19 protein-coding genes are annotated in these 18,539 nt (G+C 52.3%); 13 read left to right on the forward strand and 6 right to left on the reverse strand.

Annotation, left to right across the window (positions count from 1 at the left end):
• Positions 1–71 precede the first annotated feature (71 nt).
• The 5 genes from NSS64_RS00945 (at position 72) to NSS64_RS00965 (ending at position 4,302) form a co-directional block, all read left to right on the forward strand.
• Positions 72–941: a CheR family methyltransferase gene (locus tag NSS64_RS00945; RefSeq protein ID WP_036730299.1), complete on the forward strand. Its 870-nt coding sequence runs from the start codon at positions 72–74 to the stop codon at positions 939–941.
• Between the two features lie 17 nt (positions 942–958).
• A complete protein-coding gene (locus NSS64_RS00950; protein ID WP_340937995.1) occupies positions 959–2,629 on the forward strand; it encodes a response regulator in 1,671 nt (556 codons plus the stop codon).
• Between the two features lie 96 nt (positions 2,630–2,725).
• Positions 2,726–3,064: an STAS domain-containing protein gene (locus NSS64_RS00955; RefSeq protein WP_340937997.1), complete on the forward strand. Its 339-nt coding sequence runs from the start codon at positions 2,726–2,728 to the stop codon at positions 3,062–3,064.
• Between the two features lie 18 nt (positions 3,065–3,082).
• Entirely contained in the window at positions 3,083–3,535 is a 453-nt protein-coding gene (gene rsbW / locus NSS64_RS00960; protein WP_036730295.1) for an anti-sigma B factor RsbW, read from the forward strand.
• Entirely contained in the window at positions 3,532–4,302 is a 771-nt protein-coding gene (locus NSS64_RS00965; RefSeq protein WP_036730293.1) for a sigma-70 family RNA polymerase sigma factor, read from the forward strand. The genes rsbW and NSS64_RS00965 overlap by 4 nt, the downstream gene beginning before the upstream one ends.
• Before the next feature lie 166 nt (positions 4,303–4,468).
• Here the strand turns inward: NSS64_RS00965 and NSS64_RS00970 are convergent, their stop codons facing one another.
• Together NSS64_RS00970 and NSS64_RS00975 are read right to left on the reverse strand one after the other, a co-directional pair.
• On the reverse strand, positions 4,469–4,798 hold the full coding sequence (locus NSS64_RS00970; RefSeq protein WP_036694977.1) for a DUF5665 domain-containing protein: 330 nt from the start codon (positions 4,796–4,798) through the stop codon (positions 4,469–4,471).
• A gap of 129 nt (positions 4,799–4,927) precedes the next feature.
• The gene (locus tag NSS64_RS00975) at positions 4,928–5,452 is read right to left on the reverse strand and encodes a YtxH domain-containing protein (RefSeq protein ID WP_340937999.1); all 525 of its coding nucleotides are present in this window, start codon (positions 5,450–5,452) and stop codon (positions 4,928–4,930) included.
• Positions 5,453–5,775: 323 nt separating this feature from the next.
• On the opposite strand from NSS64_RS00975, the gene NSS64_RS00980 reads away from it, so the two are divergent.
• A complete protein-coding gene (locus tag NSS64_RS00980) occupies positions 5,776–6,495 on the forward strand; it encodes a pirin family protein (RefSeq protein WP_341138926.1) in 720 nt (239 codons plus the stop codon).
• Positions 6,496–6,611: 116 nt separating this feature from the next.
• Here the strand turns inward: NSS64_RS00980 and NSS64_RS00985 are convergent, their stop codons facing one another.
• Positions 6,612–6,836, reverse strand: coding sequence for a DUF1128 domain-containing protein (locus NSS64_RS00985; protein WP_340751658.1), 225 nt, complete (start codon positions 6,834–6,836; stop codon positions 6,612–6,614).
• A gap of 163 nt (positions 6,837–6,999) precedes the next feature.
• On the opposite strand from NSS64_RS00985, the gene yyaC reads away from it, so the two are divergent.
• Together yyaC and NSS64_RS00995 are read left to right on the forward strand one after the other, a co-directional pair.
• Positions 7,000–7,527 carry a spore protease YyaC gene (gene yyaC / locus NSS64_RS00990; RefSeq protein WP_340938002.1) on the forward strand — a complete coding sequence of 176 codons (528 nt, stop codon included), beginning with the start codon at positions 7,000–7,002 and terminating at the stop codon, positions 7,525–7,527.
• Between the two features lie 67 nt (positions 7,528–7,594).
• A complete protein-coding gene (locus tag NSS64_RS00995; RefSeq protein ID WP_340994480.1) occupies positions 7,595–8,380 on the forward strand; it encodes an alpha/beta fold hydrolase in 786 nt (261 codons plus the stop codon).
• 85 nt (positions 8,381–8,465) lie between these two features.
• Here the strand turns inward: NSS64_RS00995 and NSS64_RS01000 are convergent, their stop codons facing one another.
• Together NSS64_RS01000 and NSS64_RS01005 are read right to left on the reverse strand one after the other, a co-directional pair.
• Positions 8,466–9,770 carry an MFS transporter gene (locus NSS64_RS01000; RefSeq protein WP_340938008.1) on the reverse strand — a complete coding sequence of 435 codons (1,305 nt, stop codon included), beginning with the start codon at positions 9,768–9,770 and terminating at the stop codon, positions 8,466–8,468.
• 3 nt (positions 9,771–9,773) lie between these two features.
• On the reverse strand, positions 9,774–10,331 hold the full coding sequence (locus NSS64_RS01005) for an ArsR/SmtB family transcription factor (RefSeq protein ID WP_341138927.1): 558 nt from the start codon (positions 10,329–10,331) through the stop codon (positions 9,774–9,776).
• Positions 10,332–10,639: 308 nt separating this feature from the next.
• Between NSS64_RS01005 and tnpA the strand changes: the two genes are divergently transcribed.
• The 5 genes from tnpA (at position 10,640) to NSS64_RS01030 (ending at position 17,231) form a co-directional block, all read left to right on the forward strand.
• The gene (tnpA, locus tag NSS64_RS01010; RefSeq protein ID WP_339314980.1) at positions 10,640–11,041 is read left to right on the forward strand and encodes an IS200/IS605 family transposase; all 402 of its coding nucleotides are present in this window, start codon (positions 10,640–10,642) and stop codon (positions 11,039–11,041) included.
• A 6-nt stretch (positions 11,042–11,047) separates the two neighbouring features.
• Positions 11,048–12,121 carry an IS200/IS605 family element RNA-guided endonuclease TnpB gene (gene tnpB / locus NSS64_RS01015; RefSeq protein ID WP_341138928.1) on the forward strand — a complete coding sequence of 358 codons (1,074 nt, stop codon included), beginning with the start codon at positions 11,048–11,050 and terminating at the stop codon, positions 12,119–12,121.
• A 170-nt stretch (positions 12,122–12,291) separates the two neighbouring features.
• Positions 12,292–12,954 (forward strand): DUF6483 family protein, encoded by a 663-nt coding sequence (locus tag NSS64_RS01020; protein ID WP_341138929.1) that lies wholly within the window; start codon positions 12,292–12,294, stop codon positions 12,952–12,954.
• 57 nt (positions 12,955–13,011) lie between these two features.
• Positions 13,012–14,193, forward strand: a complete 1,182-nt coding sequence (locus NSS64_RS01025; RefSeq protein WP_341138930.1) for a class I SAM-dependent methyltransferase — start codon at positions 13,012–13,014, stop codon at positions 14,191–14,193.
• Positions 14,194–14,726: 533 nt separating this feature from the next.
• A complete protein-coding gene (locus tag NSS64_RS01030) occupies positions 14,727–17,231 on the forward strand; it encodes an O-antigen ligase family protein (RefSeq protein ID WP_341138931.1) in 2,505 nt (834 codons plus the stop codon).
• A 630-nt stretch (positions 17,232–17,861) separates the two neighbouring features.
• On the opposite strand, the gene NSS64_RS01035 is transcribed toward NSS64_RS01030, so the two are convergent.
• The gene (locus NSS64_RS01035; protein ID WP_341138932.1) at positions 17,862–18,515 is read right to left on the reverse strand and encodes an SdpI family protein; all 654 of its coding nucleotides are present in this window, start codon (positions 18,513–18,515) and stop codon (positions 17,862–17,864) included.
• Positions 18,516–18,539 lie beyond the last annotated feature (24 nt).

An 18,539-nucleotide genomic window follows, 5' to 3' on the forward strand; every position in this document is an offset into this window, starting at 1 on the left:
GGGGTAATAGCTATACAGCAGGTTCAAACCAAGTACGGAAATAAGGCGCAGGCAAGGGAGTATTGATGACAATGGCAGCGATGGAGCACGGATATGAGGGTCAGGGGAATCCGCCGGAGAGCAAGCAGGAGCTTGAACAGATTGAGATTGAGCTGCTTCTGAACGGAGTACACCGTTTGTATGGATATGATTTCAGGAATTATGCCCTGCCTTCCTTGAAGCGGCGCATCTGGCATCATGTCCATGCGGAGAGCTTACCCACTATTTCTGCCCTGCAGGAAAAGGTGCTGCATGACCGTGCATGCTTCGAGCGGTTCGTGTATAGCCTCTCGATCCCTGTGACAGAGATGTTCCGTGATCCCGGACTCTTCCTGACCTTCCGCCAGAAGGTCATTCCGCTCCTGCGGACCTATCCTTATATCCGGATCTGGCATGCCGGCTGCTCGACAGGCGAAGAGGTCTACTCGATGGCAATTATGCTGCATGAGGAAGGATTATATGACAAGGCGAGAATTTATGCCACTGACATGAACGCCCGTTCCTTGCAGCAGGCCAAAGAAGGCGTGTACGAGATCGGCAAGATGAAGCAATACACCAAGAACTACCTTGAGGCCGGAGGCACGGGTGTCTTCTCGGAATACTATACAGCGAAATATAACTCAGTGATCCTGCAGCCGTATTTACGCAAGAACATCATTTTTGCAGAGCATAATCTGGCAACGGACACTTCCTTCAACGAATTCAATGTGATCCTGTGCCGGAACGTAATGATCTACTTCAACGACGAGCTCCGCGATCATGTGCATGGCTTGTTCCATGAGAGCCTCAGCCGGTTCGGAGTGCTGGTCCTCGGTTCCAAGGAATCTATTCATTTCACACGCTACAGTGACAGCTATGAGCCTCTGGACCGGGTAGAGAAAATATACCGCAAAAATAAATAGCGGGTAAGGAGGGACCTATGGGGGTTCAGGAACCGATTCATATACTGCTGGTTGATGACCGTCCCGAGAATTTGCTGGCACTCGAAGCCGTCCTTGAGAGTCAGCATTACAAGCTTGTCAAAGCCAATTCTGGAGAAGAAGCACTTCGGTGCTTGTTGAAATATGAATTCGCCGTGATTGTTCTGGACGTTCAGATGCCGGGTATGGACGGGATCGAAACCGCCAAGCTAATCAAGGCCAGGGAGAAAACCAAGGATATTCCGATCATCTTCATCTCTGCCAACAGCAGGGAGTCGGAGCATCTCTTCGCAGGGTACTCTGCCGGTGCTATTGATTATATGGTCAAACCGTTTATCCCGCAGATTCTGAAGTCGAAGATTGAAGGCTTTGTGAATATGCATCTGACCAGCAAGAAGCAGCAGATTCAGGCGATGCAGCTGCAGCAAAAGACGCTGGAGCTTGAGCGCATGAACGGTGAACTGATCAAAGCCAAGGAAGAGGCGGAGATCGCGGCTAAGGCCAAGACCGAATTTCTGGCGATGATGAGTCATGAGATCCGCACGCCGATGAATGGCGTAGTGGGCATGATTGATCTTTTGATGGAGACCCAGCTTGCTCCTGAGCAGAAGGAATATACCGAGATTATCCGTAAAAGTGCAGACACACTAATAACCGTGATTAACGATATCCTTGATTTCACCAAGATGGAATCGGGTAAAATGGAAATGGAAGAGCAATTATTCGAGCTGCATACCACCATTCAGGAGGTATTTAGTCTGTTCTCGGCAGAAGCCGGCAAAAAAAATCTGGAGCTGGCCTATTTCATCGACCAGAAGCTGCCGCGGCTGATTTATGGAGATATGGCCCGGCTGCGCCAGGTGCTGATCAACCTCGTATCCAATGCGGTGAAATTTACCAACCAGGGCGGCGTTTATTTAGTTGCTTCCATTCTGCCTGCAGTGGATAATAAGCTGGTAATAGAATTTACCGTTAAGGATACAGGCATTGGAATTTCACCGGAGAAATGTGACCGGCTGTTCCAGCCCTTCTCCCAGCTTGATTCCTCCATGACGCGTAAATACGGAGGCACAGGTCTCGGCCTCGCCATCTGCAAGTCCCTCGTGGGCATGATGGGCGGAGATATCCGTGTAGAGTCGATGGAAGAGAAGGGGGCTACCTTTGTATTCACTATCCAGGTTGCCGTGCCGGAGGAAGAGCTGGAAGGCGGCTGCCCGGAAGAGGAAGGTACAGCGGACGAGGTAGATGAAGCAAGCCGGAGCAAAGTGCTGATCGTGGATGACCATCCGATTAATCAGCGTCTTATGGTTAGCATGCTGGATAAGCTCGGATATCGTGCCGATGTTGCTGAGGACGGGAACCAGGCTGTAGAACTGGCCCGGCAATCCGAGTACGATTTTATCTTCATGGACCTGCAGATGCCGGTGATGGATGGTCTTGAAGCCACTTCCCTGATTCGTGAGGAGAGCAGCGGTTCGCCTGACAAGACGGTGATCATTGCGATGACTGCGAATGTGATGGAGGGGATTCAGGACCGCTGCACCGCTGCCGGAATGGACGGCTACATCAGCAAGCCGCTCAAGCTAAGCAGCATCAAACAAATGATCTCCAGATATTCAGGCAGAGATAACCCCGCAACCGCACGGAACACTTCGCTTTTCAACGCATGACCCATGAATTACCAGTGCCGTATTGTCTCTTTGTTGTTTCAACCCTGTGCTATTAGGGTTATTGGTAAAGAAAACATTTAACCAGGAGAGTTGTCTATGAATACACATAAAAGCGAAAAGTTTCACGCAAAGACCGAAACCGTTGGTTCGGTATGCACTGTTTATCTGGTAGGTGAACTCGATCTGTCTGTGGCGCCTGACTTTCGTCTGGTGATGGAACCGCTAGTGGGAGACACGGGGCTTGATCTCGTGATTAATCTGAAGGATCTGAAGTATATTGACAGCACAGGTATCGGAATTCTGTTGTCGATCCTCAAAGCAAGACATGGAATGGACGTCAAGTTCACCGTTGCTGAAGTTCCCCCGCAAATACAGAAGCTTTTTGACATGACCGGCATTTCCAAGTTTTTTGCCTCCCAAGAGAATACCCACTAGGAAAGGATCGAACTAAGAATGAGTGATGACATACAAAGAGTAGTTCTTCAGTTACCCGCCAGTGCAGAATATGTCGATATTGTCAGACTTAATTTATACGGCATTGCCTCCAAAATGGGTTTTACTTATGAAGACATTGAAGATATGAAGGTAGCCGTCTCGGAAGCATGTAATAACTCCGTGCTCTATGCCTATGGGCAAGCGGACGGTATGGTTGATGTAATCTTTGAGGTAGGATCAAGTGTCTTATCCATTACTGTCAAAGATGAGGGGGAGAGCTTTGACGGTTTGGATGCGTCCGGGGAACGTCTGACGCTTCATGACAAGGAGCTGAATGATGTTCAAGTGGGCGGACTGGGCTTCTATTTAATGCAGGCGCTGATGGATGACGTTAGCGTTGTTAGCGAATCAGGGAAAGGGACAGTCGTTACCCTGACTAAACGGCTCAATTTCAGCGAGGAGAAAGTATGAATGACAAAGTGACTCCCCCAGAGTCCATGAATGAAGCAGTAAGCCTGATCTGGGAATACCAGCAGACGAAAGACAATGAAATCGCAACAGTGCTCATCCGCAAATATGAACCTATGGTGAAGATGGCAGCCGGCAAAATTGCCCGTAACCGTCCGGATCTCTATGAGGATCTGTATCAGGTAGGGCAAATGGCGCTGATCCGGCTGCTGGCGCAATACGACATCAGCTTGGGGATTCCCTTCGAGCCGTATGCGATGAAGAGCATGATTGGACATATGAAAAACTACCTGCGTGATAAATCCTGGTACATACAGGTTCCACGGCGGATTAAGGAAAAAGGCGCGCTTGTTCAGCAGGCCATTGATGAGTTGACCATTCGGCTCGAACGTTCTCCGGCGGTTGAAGAGATTGCCCACTATCTGGATCTCACCGTAGAGGAAACTGTGGAAGTACTGGCCGGCAGAGAATGTTATCATTATGTCTCCCTGGATTCCCCGCTCTCCCAGGAAGAGAGCGGGGCCACACTCGGTGAATTGATCAGCTCCGATGCGAATGACTACGAGACGGTGGAGAAGCGTATGGATCTCCAGCAGGCGCTCGGACAGCTGAAGGAGCAGGAGCAGCAGGTGCTGCTGCTGGCCTTCCAGGATGGCCAATCCCAGCGGGCTATTGCCCAGAAGCTGGGTGTCTCGCAGATGAGTGTCTCCCGTATCCAGAAGCGGGCCACCGAGAAGCTGAAGCAGATCATGGCTAATTCATCCTATTAAATATCAATGTCATTATAATTCAGGGCAGGCTCTATCCCTTTGGGATGGAACCTGCCCTTTTTCGGGCTCCCCGCCGCAAGGCAGGGTTATTCGGCCATGAGCAACATCCCTCCTGGAGTCTATTCGCGGTAGAGTAGGCTGCAGGAGGGATGCGCGGGAAATGTGTTTAGTTAGCATCTATATACTTTTTGATTTCTCCAAGATATTCCCCGATAACCGGTACATTGAGAAACAAACTGAGGATATAGCCGAGGATACCAAGAATGACAAAGGTACCGAGTGAGAGGCCCAGGCCTCTGGAGATCCCGGCCATCAGATTGGTGATAATCCGCTTCTTGGGGTCTGTATAGTTCTCCAGGATATCCTTGAACTCCGATTTTTCCAGTGAGTCGGCGATCTTGTCGAGCCTCGCATTCAAGCGTTTGACCTCATGCCGCAGCTCGAAGGGATGCTCATCTACGTCATAAGCTTTGGTTCTGTTGTCCGCTTCTCCCATAAGGCGTACCTGCTTTCTGTAGCCTGAATCAGGCTTTATTGAAATATAAGACATGCATAAATAGGGAGCGGCCAGCTACGGAAGATCTGGCCGCTCCCTTCAATGTATAATCAGCCTGAACATCCGGGATTAATAAGAGGATTTAACTTCGTCCTTGGCATCCTTCGCTGCGCCTGCGATTTCCTTGGAAGCGTCCTTCGCCTTGTCGGCAACCTCTTTGGAGGTATCCTTGGCTTCAACCGCTATGTCCTGGGAGGCATCCTTAACGCTGCCTGTAATGTCCTTGGAGGCATCGCTTACCGTTTCGCCAATCTTTTTGCCGGTTTCCGCCAGAGTAGCTGCAATTTGTTGCTTGCTGTCACTGACTGTGGTGAAGATATCGGAGGCTTTGGCCGATACGGTGCCTGCCAGGTCTGTAGCTTTTTCACCTACGGTCGTAGCAATCGTCTTGGTCTTGTCAGTTACGGCTCCTGCAACCTCTTTTGTCTTATCTGTAGCTACTGTGAACTTATCGGACAGGTCACTGCGCATTTCACGGCCCGGCTTCGGTGCGAATAACAGTGCCGCTGCTGCTCCGAGCAGACCGCCGATGAAGATCCCTTTAAAGAATGTGCTGCCGCTTTCTACCGGAAATTCCTTCTCTGCTTTATTCATTATCAATCACTCCTTATCAGAATTGTCATTCAAATTCAGGTGAGCCTGAATGTTCTTACTTCGTATATACACTTTGGGCTATGTGCTGAAACAGCGGAATAGCTTGGCAAAGATTGCCGGAGCATAAGGGAGCATCCCAGCCGAAAACGTGTTTTTTCATACCTAATTCGGTGAATATGCGGCTTTACAAGTTTGATTGATCTCGAAGGGAAGGGGGTAAGAAATAGTTAATCATAGCGCATCTATACATCCCATATTGAAGAGCATTCATTCCCCTGTTTAGGATATTGATAAGATTCCAACATCTATGGAGGTGCAATATTATGATAAAAGTAGTCACAGCAGCCGAGCGTCATACTTCGAATAGAGAATGGATACACAGTGAATTCAGCTTCTCGTTTGCCGATTATGATGATCCCAGCAACGCCCATTTCGGCGCACTGCTGGCGCATAACGACAATGAATTGAAGCCTGAGCAAGGCATGCATGAGCACCCGCATCATAATCTGGAGATTATCACCTATGTGGTATCCGGTGTGCTGAAGCATCAGGATGATCTGGGGAATCATGCAGATCTGCAGGCAGGCAGTGTGCAGCTGATGAGCGCAGGAACAGGCATTAACCATTCGGAGACGAATCCGTCAGATCATGTGGATGTCCGGTTCCTGCAGATCTGGCTTTTGCCCGACCGGCCCGGCAAGACCCCGAAATGGGATGCCCGGTTCTTTCCGGCCGAGCTTAAGCTTAACCACCTGCTGCCTGTTGCTTCAGGGGAGGGGACTCAGGGCTCGCTGCAGCTGGACAATGATGTTAACATCTACTTGTCCGTTCTGCATACGAACCGGGAGCTGCGCTATCCCCAGCAGGAGGAGCGGCGAACCCATCTGTATGTCATTTCCGGGAATCTGGAGATCTCATGCGCGGACGGTGTATTCCAGCTCCAGCAGGGAGATGCGGCGCGTATCCGCAAGAGCTGTGAGCTTACGCTCAAAGGCATAAGCAGCTCAGGAGATGCAGAATTCATTCTGATTGATCTCCCGTAGCCGCCGGAGCATGACAGTAAGATTATTCTTGCAGCAGACAAAAGCCCTTCAGCTCAACGTCCCGTCTTACGGACAATGAAGCTGAAGGGCTTTATATTGTATACGGACTGCTGGTGCTATTTCTTGCGCAGGCGGCCAAGCTCTGAGACGAGCGCCTCCACCTGGGAGATACTGAGCCGGTCACTGCCCATCGCAACCTCGTATATATCCTGAATATCCTCATACTGCTCCACCGAGAAGGCTGACGCCTGCATCGCAGCGGCACTGGCCATTTTCAGCTTGTTTTTGATGCCTTCAATCATATATTCAACGTTCTCCTGGCTTGGGTTTGACAAATCCATTGAGTATAACCATCCTCCCTGAGTAATATAGAATGTGAACTGGTATAGTTCAAATATCTTATCATGTTTGGGCAGGGGATGACCATTTTTTTGTCCAGATCACGCAAACATGTTAAATTAAAGGTAAATATATAACGGGTTGCTGAGTAAGGGGGGAGAGTCTTTGGCCATCAGAGAAGAAGAGAGCAGAAAACGGCGTAAAATGGATGCCGGGGGACTGGCGGTTTTCTTCCGCGGGATCGCAGACGAGTATTCCGCTGAGCAGCTGACCTTCCTCTGTATCGGAACAGACCGCTCCACCGGAGATGCACTGGGGCCGCTGACGGGAAGCCGCCTGCTGGAGTACGGATTTCCGAATGTAACGGGTACGCTTCCGGCGCCCTGTGATGCGGATAATCTGGTTCAGCGGATAACAGAGATTCCGGAAGGGCAGATTATTATCGCTGTTGATGCCTGCCTGGGACCGCCGGCCGCACTGGGCTGTTATTTTGCGGCAGCGCAGCCGCTGCGTCCGGCAGAATCGGTAGGAGGACTCCTGCCTGCTGTAGGGAATTACAGTCTGGCGGCGATCGTTGATGTGAATAGTCCGCGTCCTTACCGGACGATACAGACTACCCCGCTCTACCGGGTAATGGTTATGGCAGAGCAGATTGCCAAGGCAGCCGCACAGGGATTCGGACTTACGGATTGAGAGCGTTTCAAATCAGCTGTTCTAGCTTATTAATATAGACCACTACATAGAAAGAGGGTAAGCAGCCATGGAAAATGTTCGATGCGAGGGAAGCAACATCTGCTACAGTGATCAAGGCAAAGGGGATGTAATCGTACTGTTGCATGGATTCTGCGGGAGTGCCGAGTACTGGGAAAAGGTGATTCCAAGCCTGGCTGCCCATTACCGGGTCATTGCCCCGGATCTGCGCGGGCACGGGGCTTCGGATGCTCCGCTTGGAGCCTATACCATCGAGCAGATGGCTGATGATGTGCTGTCGCTGCTGAATGCCTTGGAGATTCCGGAATGTTATCTGCTGGGACATTCGCTCGGAGGCTATATTACCCTGTCGTTTGCCCAGCGCCATGCCTCCCGGTTGAAGGGCTTCGGGCTGATTCATTCCTCCGGTTATCCGGATAGTGAAGAAGCCAAGGAGAACCGGCTGAAGAGCGTCACCATGATCCAGAGCGAAGGCATCTTTGCTTTTGTGGATCAGCTGGTGCCTGGACTCTTTGCCCCTGGAGCGGACCCCCGGCTGCTGGAACGTGCCAAGGAGATTGGCTATAAGACTCCGCCGCAAGGCGCGGTTGGCGCATCCTTGGCTATGCGGGAGCGCCCGGACCGCCGCGATGTGATCTCGGCAACGGCGCTGCCGGTGCTGCTGGTTGCGGGAGCAGAGGATTCTAAGGTGACACCGGAGCGTACCTTCACCTCAGATAACCGGAACATCACCAAGGTGACGCTGCCGGGTGTAGGCCACATGGGCATGTTCGAAGCACCGGAGCAGCTGGCGAAGATTATTAAGGATTTCGTATATTCGCCTGTGAAGAAGTAAATTACATCAGGTAATAGGGACAGAAGGCAGCACTTCCGCTCTCCGGCGGGTGCTGCCTTCTGTTTGCTGTGCAAATATATATATTTTATTGAAACTTACGGATCGCCGGAACGCACAGCACCAGGGCAACACAGGAGAGACCCAGGCTGGAAAAAATAATAATGGTCGGTACTCCTCCGATCAGGTCGGCCAGCCAGCCGACTAAGATATATCCGACCGGCAGCAGGGCGAAGGACCCGAACATATCCAGACTGGCAACCCGTCCGAAGGCTTCCTTCGGAACAAGCTCCTGCAGGCTGATCTCCCAGATCAGCCCGAAGATCATTAATCCGAAGCCTTCCACGGCAAATAAGGTGATGGCTGCTGCCGGAGTGCCTGCGAACGGGAGCAGCAGCAGAGCAGCCCCGCTGATCATGGCGCCGCCGTAAGCCAGGATGCCGCGGTGATACCATTTCGCCCGCAGGCCGTACAGCAGGCCGGCCGCTATGGCCCCGACACCGGAGAACGTAACGGCCAGGCCATAGAGGTAAGGAGGCCAGCCGTGATGGACCTTGAACAGCCAGGGAAGAAGGACGCTGATTACGCCCGTATAACATATATTGACGAAGCAGAAGGCGAGAATGGTAATCCAGAGCCAGGGCTGGCTGCGCAGAACATGTATTCCTTCGGCGAAATCCTTCCTCCAGTGCGGAGCGGGAGAGGTCCCGGCAGCAGGCTTAGCCAGGATTTCAGTCTCAGCGGCAGCAGACTGCAGCCGGGTCATCATCACTCTGCGCAGATAGACCAGGCAGATGAGGGAGATAAGATAGGTGAAGGCATCAATTCCGAAGCCGAAGCCCGCGGACAGGTGGGTAATCAGCAGTCCCCCTAACGCGGGACCGATCAGCCGCACGGATTGGGTTGTGATCTGAGTTAAAGAATTCGCTGCTACGCGGATATCCGGAGTGAATACGGTAGCGCGGACGGCAGCGTAGGCGGGCTGGAATAAGCCGTCCAGCAGGCCGTAGCAGGCAACGAGTCCATAGAGCAACGGAATGCTCAGCACTCCGGTCAAGGACAGCACAGCAGTCGTAATCATAACGATGAACCGGGCAATATCGGCCAGCATCATAATCCGTACACGGTCGTAGCGGTCGACAATATGTCCAGAGACCGGCAGCATGATTACATTAGGCAGCATGTAGGCGGCCATGACCATCCCCATAATGGTGGTGGAGCCGGTCAAGGAATAGACCAGGACAGGCAGGATAACCATGGTTACCGAGCTGCCCAAAAAAGAAACTAAATGTCCCAGCCACAGGTAAGGAAAGGCGCGGGATTGCCGGAAAGGGGCAGCGAAGCCCTCAAGCGGATGATGCTTCGGTTGTCCGGAAGGGCCAGCGGTGCTCATCTATTACTGTGCCTCCCCTTCCGGCTGTGCAGCTGCATCGGCAGACTGCAGACGACCCAGCATCACTTCCACACCGTATTCGTCACCTTCCGTTACCTTGGACTCCCAGGCGGTAATCAGCTCCAGCAGCTCCTGGTGGAATTCCGCAAGCTCCTGAGGAGAGAGAGTAAGTCTGGTATTGAAATGACGGGTCTGGTCTTCTTTGCGGAAGTGAAGGCTGCGAAGCGCCTCCGAGTGGAACATCGTACCTTTGGAACGGTAAAATTTCTGAATGATGCCTCCTGCGGCTTCTGTACGGACAAGCTCCAGCAGACCGCCTTCATAGAGCTTGACGATATGGTAGTGAATATTACCCGGAGTCTTGTTCAGCTTCTCCGCAACCTGCTTGGATGTAAGCGGCTCTGCCGACAGCGTGTGCATAATCTTAATCCGTAAGGCGCTCTCCAGCAGCTTATCCTGTTCCGGCGTAACGTTCAAAAGCCGGTTGCTTGTCTGCAGATCCGGTTGACCTGAAACGGCTGCTGTGATGGAGTCTTGCGTGTTGCCGGTTGGCTTGGTCATTAATAAACCTCCTATGTAGGGTCCGTTTTAACATGTATACAGTCTGTATCCAATTCCAATCTGCTAAATAGTTCAATCTGCAATACAGATTGGGTAACTGAATTATAGTTGATCATTATAGTGTGGTCAAGACTTAACTCCGCACAGTGGCGCCGGAGAGACGAATGGTTTAACCCTCAGTTGACAGAATTCTCCCATTTTCTTTAAGTGGGGGATGAATGGAAACGGTCTAATCTACATGGATTCTAACCGCCTAAGATGCTATAATTAAAGTATTCAGTCGTATCTTGGAAAGGTCAGTGAAGTTAATGAAATTAGATTCAAATAACCATTCAGTGTTCTCCCTTCACTTTCACCTTATTCTAGTCATCAAGTATCGTAGGAAAGTCATTACAGATCCCATATCCGAACGTCTGAAAGAGATATTTGCATCCATTCAGCCTACTTACAATGTGACTTTGCAGGAATGGAATCATGACAGGGATCACGTTCATATCCTAATGAAAGCTCATCCTAATACCGACATTTCTAAATTTCTCAACGCTTATAAAAGTGCATCATCTAGGTTGATCAAGAAGGAGTTTCCTACCCTCCGAACATCACTTTGGAAAGAGGCCTTTTGGTCACGCTCCTATTGCTTGCTTACCACGGGTGAAGCGCCAATAGACGTCATTCAAAAATACATCGAAACCCAAGGGGTGAAAGGGTGATCGCCATTGCTGAAAGCCTACAAATACCGTATCTATCCAAGCCATGGGCAACAACACTACTTCGCTAAAGTGTTCGGATGCGTTCGCTTCATCTACAACAGAATGCTTGCAGATAAAATTGAACATTACAAGCAAACGGAAACGATGCTGAGGAATACACCCGCACAATACAAAAAGGAATTCGACTGGCTGAAAGAAGTCGATAGCCTTGCCTTAGCGAATGCACAACTGAATTTAGACAAGGCTTATCAGAATTTTTTTCGGGACCAGAAAACGGGATTTCCTAAATTCAAGAGCAAGAAGACGAGTAATCATCGCTTCACAACGAATAACCAAAATGGAACCGTGGCTATAGAGGATGGATATCTTAAGATTCCAAAGCTAAAAACGGGTATTAAAATCAAGCTGCACCGCCCATTCGTGGGACTGATCAAATCATGCACGATTTCAAAAACATCAACGGGAAAGTATTATGCTTCCGTATTGGTTGAAACGGATATCGTCCAGTTGCCCAAAATGCATACGAAGATTGGCGTTGATCTTGGGCTGAAAGACTTTGCTGTGACTTCAAATGGCGAAATCATATCCAATCCTAAATACTTGCGTACGTCTGAAAAGCGATTAGCGAAGCTGCAAAAGGATGTATCGCGGAAGAAGAAGGGAAGCCATAACCGTCATAAGGCTAGGCTGAAAGCTGCCAAGTTACATGAAAAAATAGCGAATCAGCGTAAAGACTTCTTGCATAAAACGTCTGCCAAAATGATAAACGAAAACCAAGTTATCGTGATGGAAGACTTACGTGTAAAGAATATGATGCAGAATCACAAACTTGCAAAAGCGATTAGCGAGGTATCTTGGCGTATGTTCCGTTCGATGCTTGAATATAAGGCTCAATGGTATGGCAGAGAGCTTATTATTGCCCCTAAGCACTATGCAAGCAGTCAGCTTTGCTCCTGTTGCGGTTATAAGAACGCAGAGGTGAAGAACCTCGCCTTGCGGGAGTGGACTTGTCCAGAATGTAACGTGCATCATGATCGCGATGTAAACGCTGCTCAAAACCTACTCAAACTAGCCATGTGATATGGAAATGATTGGGCTAGGGACTAGCCTTTGAGCTTGGGTAAACTTGGAGCAGTAGCTTCATTGACCAAGAAGCCGCCACCTCTTAGGTGGATGGTAGTTCACGATGAGTCCAACAGCAAGCAGAGGATACAGAAGAGAAGCAACTGCGTAACGAAAGGAGCACGGGTATGTTCCGGAGGGATTATATTGTACGGATGATTGAGGATATGACAGCTATGGTCGCCAAAGTAATGACCCTGAAGCAGGATAAAAAAACAACGGAAGCCCTGTGGGAAGTGGATGAGCTGCTGATGCGGCATTTTCGCCTGAATTCGCGTCTGTTCAATTCGTTGTCCGTAGAGGATATTATTGATATGTTTCGTCTCGGAGGGGTGCTTGAGGCCGACAAGCTGCAAGGAGTAGCCCGGCTGCTGAAGGAGGAAGGCGGGATTTACGCGGCCAAAGGAGACCGGGATGCGGCCCTGTTCAGGGCGATGCGTTCCCTGCATTTATTCATTTATGCCGATCTTCATGGTGCGGACCGGGAGCTGCTGAACATGACAGAAGAGATAAATGAGCTGCTGGAAGAAGTGGAGCCGTACCGCCTTCCCGCCAAGACTGAACGCCTCTTGATGGCGTACCACGAATCTCAGGGGCACTACGCCAAGGCGGAGAACAGTCTCTACCGGCTCTGGGAGCAGGGGGAGAATGTAGCCGAGGAAGGCAGGGAGTTGTACGGACGGCTGCTGCTCTTGAGTCCGGAGCAGTTAGCCCAGGGCAGTCTTCCTCTGGAGGAAGTGCAGCAGGGTAGGGAAGAATGGAGCAAGCTCACGGTTAATGCTATAATGTAACGATATTCAGGAGACAACGTGCTCTATTTTATAAACCCGAAAGTGAGATGTACCCATTTGGAAGCGTTGAAGGAATTGATCGAGCAAGTGATAACCGGCCGCACTCTGATTACGGCTACACTAAGCCAGCTGCGCAGCAAGGGCGATGCCGCCTACAATAAAGTACAGGTTAAGCCTGTTGAGCTAAAAGGAAAGCTGCATTATCAGTTTGCCTATTATATCGGCCCTAAGGTGGAGCACCGCAACATTCCGGCAGAGGATGCCGCTGAAGAGATGCTCTCTTTGCTGAGGGACACCTTCCGCCAAGGTCTGCTGTGTACGGCCGGTGCCGACTATCAGGTGCTGATCAGCAAGAAATACAAGGTATCGATTCTGACGAAATCAGCCAGCAAGCAGGAAGCGCCGGATCTGGCCCATAACCGCCGGAAGCAGTATGTGCTGGATGAGGGGGAGCCGGTGCCGTTCCTGGTCGAGCTTGGCATTATGAACAGCGAGGGCAAGGTGCTGGCCAAGAAATATGATAAGTTCCGCCAGATCAACCGGTTCCTGGAGATGGTTCAGGATGTGCTGGGCGATCTGCCGGCAGGCCGGCCGCTGACGATTGTGGATTTTGGCTGCGGCAAGTCTTATTTGACCTTCGCCCTGTACCATTATCTCGCGGTCCGCGAGCAGCGGGGGCTGAATATTGTCGGCCTTGACCTTAAGGCGGATGTCATTGCGCACTGCGATGCACTGGCTGCCAGGCTGGGTTATGACCGGCTGAAGTTCCTGGTGGGCGATATCGCCGACTATAATGAGCTGGATCAGGTGGACATGGTGGTCACGCTGCATGCTTGTGATACCGCCACCGATGCTGCACTGGAGAAGGCGGTGCGCTGGGGCGCATCGGTGATCCTCTCGGTGCCCTGCTGCCAGCATGAGCTGTTCGCGCAGGTAGAGAGCGAGGTGCTGAATCCGCTGCTGTCACACGGCATCCTGAAGGAGCGGTTCTCGGCGCTCGCCACCGATGCGATCCGGGCGAAGCTGCTGGACCTGATGGGATACCGCAGCCAGCTGCTGGAATTCATCGATATGGAGCACACCCCGAAGAACATCCTGATCCGTGCCGTCCGCAGCGACAGCGGTGACCGGGCTGCCAAATGGCGTGAATACACCGCATTCCGCGATTTCCTCGGTGCCAAGCCGTACCTGGAGCGCGTCTGCTCCGACCTGCTGCCCGCCGGCAGTACGGAAGTTTAATTCATGTGTTGAATAGTTTAGGGTATGACAGACCGGCCGCTTCCTGATGGGGGCGGCTGTTTTTGTGTGCGGTTTGGTGCTGGATGGATTGGGCGATCAGGGGATCGAGCCTAATGAGTTGGGCGGATGAAGCAAATGTATGCGAAAAACTGAACACAATTGTTGCTGATGCGAAGGTGAGTAGGCAGGATGATGGCTATAGATAGCTTTTGAGAGACAATAATGCTCCTGAACTGATGGAGGGCCACTTTTGGTGGGATGAGGTGCACAAGTGCTCTTCATTTGAGCGTGAGAGCTGGTTTGGTTGGGATGAGGTGCACAAGTGCTCTTCATTTGAGCGTGAGAGCTGGTTTGGTTGGAATGAGGAGCACAAGTGCTCTTCATTTGAGCAGGTGAGCATCTTTCGGCGGAATGAGGAGCATAAGTGCCCTTCATTTGTGCATGTGAGCTAACTTGGGTGGATTAACTGCTACTTCTGTTTTCCGGTAAATATGGGCAGACTGTTAAGCATCATGAGCAATAGGAGATTTAGGATGCGGGTGAACGGGAATGAACGGCAAAATGATTGGTTGGTTACTTTGATTTGCGGGTTGGGATTAATAGCAGCGGGGACGGCGGCGTGTCTGCTGAGAGGGTTCTTTTTCACCGGGGAGATGTATTTGTTCCTGACGGTGTGGTTTGGCTTGTGCGGAGTCTTGCTGGGATTGGTAGTTATCTATATGGCGGCTGGTAGAGGGGCGCAAGTAGAGGAGCAGCCTGAACGTAGAAAGCATATTCGGGAGTTGGCTGGCAGTATAGGTGGAGGGAGGGGGCTGGCTGTCTGGGGGTTACTCAGCGCTTGTGTGCTACTCTGTCTCTTGTATGCTATCCATGCACTGGGCAGTCCCGTATCCGCGCAAGGAACGCTGAATGAAATGCTGCGCTCAGGCTTCTACACTAGCTTTGTGACATTCGCTTTGCTGGCGGCACGAACCCGCCGGGGAAGAACTCTTCTTGCAGCAGTGTGGCATCTGATGGGAATCACTATTAGTTTGTCGGCCCTCTTGGCAGTCTGCGGAGGTCTGCCGGTTCCTTATGCAGTGGCGTATACCCAGTCGCCCGGAGTCAGTGCCACTGGTGCCAGGCTGGCCGGATTGCTTCAGTATCCGAATGCCTTTGGTGCGGTGATGGCCGTGTATTTGCTGGAACGGATTTTTGCTGCCGCTTACAGCTTCAGGTCTGAAGATTCTGGGAAAGCAGCGGATGGGGAGAAGAACGGTGCGTTTGGAGGCGTGGCTGTAGGCGGAGTAGATAAGGGAAGTGCAGGCAGCAGTGCGGTGCGTGCGAGTGTCAGCGGAGCGGGTGAGGCAGGTGCAGAAGGTGTGGGTGTGGACAATAATGCTGAGCGTATGTGTGTTAGCAGAGCGGGTGAGGCAGATGCAGAAGGCACGGGTGCGGGCAATAATGCTGAGCCTATGTGTGTCAGTGGAGAGGGTGAGGTAGGTACAGGAGATGCAGCCATCAGTGCGAAGCGGACCGGAACCTGGTCCGCTTCGCACTGGCTAAGAGCGGCGCGCCTGCTGCCGCTCTTCCCGTACGCCGCCGCGCTGCTGCTCAGCGAGTCGCGCGGCGCATGGCTGGCTGCGGCTGCCGCCGGTGCCGCAGCCCTTCTCCTGAAGCGGCAACTGTTCGTGCCGCTTCTAATCACCGGCGCCGCCCCCGTTGCCGCGGCGGCGCTGCTCTACCGCCAGCTGGCCCGCTCCGGGCTGGCGGCAGAGCCCCTGCCCGGCCTGCTGCTGCTGGCCGGGCTTTGGGCCGGCGCGTGGCTAGCCGGCCTGTGGCTGCACCGCCGCAGCTGCCGTGCGGCGGGCGGACACCGCGCCGCCGTGCTGGCGCTGGCGGCGGCGGGCTGGACGGCGGCGGCCAGCGCCATCCTGCTGCTGGTACGCGCGCGGATCACCGGGCCGTCACCGACGGCCGCCGCGCGCGGGCTGTTCTACCGCGACGCCTGGAAGCTCGCGGCAGAAGCGCCCTGGCTGGGGAGCGGGGGCGAGACCTGGCGGCATACGTACCTGGCCGCTCAGTCCCGCCCCTACGTGGGCAGCCAGGTGCACAGCGGTTACCTCGACATCCTGCTGAACCTCGGGATGGCGGGTCTGGCTGCGGTCCTCCTGTTGCTCTTGGCCGCAGGAGGGCTGGTATTCAAGGCATCACCAAGGCTGCTTCCGCCTCTGCTGGTGATTATTCTGCATAGCGCAGCCGATTTCGACTGGAGCTATGGACTGGTCTGGTTGCTGCTGCTCCTGCTGCCCGCTTGGGCAATTGCCGAAGCAAACAGCCGGACCGCTAGGACGGCTGTCCCTACAGTTCTGCATGACTCCCGTTGGCGGCGCAGCAAGCCGGCTGGCCAGCGAAAGAACCGGCTTCGCCGATTATGGAGATACGCAGGCATAACCGTTCTCTGCGGGCTGACCCTTCTATGCAGCAGTCTTTCCTTCCAGGCCATGAAGGGGGCCGCCCTATTCAAGCAGGCGGTCAGGGAGAGTGATCCTGCCGTAAGAATTACGCTGCTGCAGCAATCACTGAGCTGGAACCCGAGAGAGCCGCAGACTGCGGTTGCATTATCGCGGCTGCTTCCACAGAAGCAGGGGGTTGATCTGCTCCTGCGAAGCCTGTTATTCTCTCCGGGGGACGTTGCCCTGCACGGGGAGCTTGCGGCAAGTTCTCTGCGGGGCAGTGATCCTGGAGAAGCGCTATACTGGGTCCGCCGCAGTCAACAGACAGATCACTTTAATGCTGCCAGAAGGCTTGCTGCTTTAAAAGGAATGCTTGAGATGGGGGAACGCAGCTTGGCAGAGGGAGACAGACGTATAGCGGCGGACAGCGCGGCGGCGGGACTAGAGCTGCTGCGGCAGTACAGCCTGCTGACCGCCAAGGAGCAGGACAGAGGACCGCAGCACAATGACCGCAACTTCACCCTGCTTCCGCAGAGTGCAGGGATCTACTTTCAGTTAACACATTTACAGTCCCAGGCGCTGCTTAGCTCCAACGACAGATAAGACGCACCTCATATTGGAACCGGAGCTTGATCTGAGGTGGTGAACATATCAGCATAATGACTGCAGCTTCATCCTAGTACCTCATCAGATTTAAAATAGTGGAGAAGAAGCAATTACCCTTCAAATTACATCTTTTCCAAGCGGGGATTGTTCTTCAGGGGCGTTTGGCTTAGCGTAACGGACTGAGGTGCTCTTAATTTGGGAAGAAAGGCGCCAACTGGGCGAGTGACGGACTCCATGGGCCTTATCCTTTACACTTCGGCTCCAAAACGTCTCGTAGGGAGACAATAAGGCCGCCTGAGTCCGTTACGCTGCAAAAAGTGGCGTTTTCGTGGGGATAAGGTCTCTCCGGTCCGTTAGATTTCGGGGTGGAGTTTAACAAGCTTATCCACCCTTTTAAACCTGACACTGTACTAGTAGCGCATCAGATTAAAAATAGTGGGTGGGCATGATGAGGCCTGAAGGACTAAAAGAGTGCAGTCCTCGGGCCCAATGTATGCGAAAAACCGAACACAATAATAGGTGTTATCGCTTTACTGACCCAATCCATAAATTTAATTGACGCTGTACTAGGACTGCCGCCGCCGCCCATTACCCAAGCCACAGTTTCTAGCCATCCCCGGACTAATCTCAGACTTTTACACTCCGTGAGATCAGCCATGAGTACACAATAGGGACAATAGTCATGATTACCAGAGCGGTGATGATCATGCTGATCGACAGCGTAGCGGGCATGAAGGCCGCAAGCGCAATTAGCAGACCACCGGTCACCCACATTCTTCCGGAGAAACGGTGGGTTCTCCGCCATACGGCAGGGTTATGCAGCGTCCAAGGCGTGCGGACTCCCGTGAAATAATTATCCCTGATCTGCGGCAGGAAATTTCCGATTACAGCCAGCAGCAGCCCTATGCTTACAGTAGCCCATTTTCCGGCAGGAAATTGCACATCCAGCCCATAACTGACCGACAGGACAAGGGCGGCATCACAGATGACGGCAACGGTGAGACGGACCATTTTGTAAGCGCCCGGGAACTTATTGTAATTCTCTCCCTTGGGGTCAATATTACGTATAAACTGCATCGCCAAAGGAAAAATCAATCCCATAAAAGAGAACAAAGCAATAACAGAACCCTTGCTCCAGTAAGTATTGACCTTGCCGGTTATACTGAATTGAGCGGGCAGCTGATCCGGCAGCCTGCCGTAATTCACCAGCGCATAGCCCAGTGAGAGAAACCCAAGAATGACAACCAGCGTATCCTGCCATTTCCATGTGAAATTCTTCATCAAGATTCATCCTCCGTATGTTTA

The organism is Paenibacillus sp. FSL H8-0122, from assembly GCF_038005345.1.
Taxonomy (GTDB): domain Bacteria; phylum Bacillota; class Bacilli; order Paenibacillales; family Paenibacillaceae; genus Paenibacillus_AQ.

Bases quoted from the DNA above. Each gene is read 5' to 3' on its own strand.
- NSS64_RS00950 (WP_340937995.1), top strand. From the start codon at position 959: ATGGGGGTTCAGGAACCGATTCATATACTGCTGGTTGATGACCGTCCC.
- NSS64_RS00945 (WP_036730299.1), top strand. From the start codon at position 72: ATGGCAGCGATGGAGCACGGATATGAGGGTCAGGGGAATCCGCCGGAG.
- NSS64_RS01030 (WP_341138931.1), top strand. From the start codon at position 14,727: ATGCGGGTGAACGGGAATGAACGGCAAAATGATTGGTTGGTTACTTTG.
- NSS64_RS00975 (WP_340937999.1), bottom strand. From the start codon at position 5,452: ATGAATAAAGCAGAGAAGGAATTTCCGGTAGAAAGCGGCAGCACATTC.
- tnpA (WP_339314980.1), top strand. From the start codon at position 10,640: ATGAAATTAGATTCAAATAACCATTCAGTGTTCTCCCTTCACTTTCAC.
- NSS64_RS00980 (WP_341138926.1), top strand. From the start codon at position 5,776: ATGATAAAAGTAGTCACAGCAGCCGAGCGTCATACTTCGAATAGAGAA.
- NSS64_RS01035 (WP_341138932.1), bottom strand. From the start codon at position 18,515: ATGAAGAATTTCACATGGAAATGGCAGGATACGCTGGTTGTCATTCTT.
- NSS64_RS00965 (WP_036730293.1), top strand. From the start codon at position 3,532: ATGAATGACAAAGTGACTCCCCCAGAGTCCATGAATGAAGCAGTAAGC.
- NSS64_RS00970 (WP_036694977.1), bottom strand. From the start codon at position 4,798: ATGGGAGAAGCGGACAACAGAACCAAAGCTTATGACGTAGATGAGCAT.
- NSS64_RS01020 (WP_341138929.1), top strand. From the start codon at position 12,292: ATGTTCCGGAGGGATTATATTGTACGGATGATTGAGGATATGACAGCT.
- NSS64_RS01000 (WP_340938008.1), bottom strand. From the start codon at position 9,770: ATGAGCACCGCTGGCCCTTCCGGACAACCGAAGCATCATCCGCTTGAG.
- NSS64_RS01005 (WP_341138927.1), bottom strand. From the start codon at position 10,331: ATGACCAAGCCAACCGGCAACACGCAAGACTCCATCACAGCAGCCGTT.
- rsbW (WP_036730295.1), top strand. From the start codon at position 3,083: ATGAGTGATGACATACAAAGAGTAGTTCTTCAGTTACCCGCCAGTGCA.
- NSS64_RS00985 (WP_340751658.1), bottom strand. From the start codon at position 6,836: ATGGATTTGTCAAACCCAAGCCAGGAGAACGTTGAATATATGATTGAA.
- NSS64_RS00995 (WP_340994480.1), top strand. From the start codon at position 7,595: ATGGAAAATGTTCGATGCGAGGGAAGCAACATCTGCTACAGTGATCAA.
- NSS64_RS00955 (WP_340937997.1), top strand. From the start codon at position 2,726: ATGAATACACATAAAAGCGAAAAGTTTCACGCAAAGACCGAAACCGTT.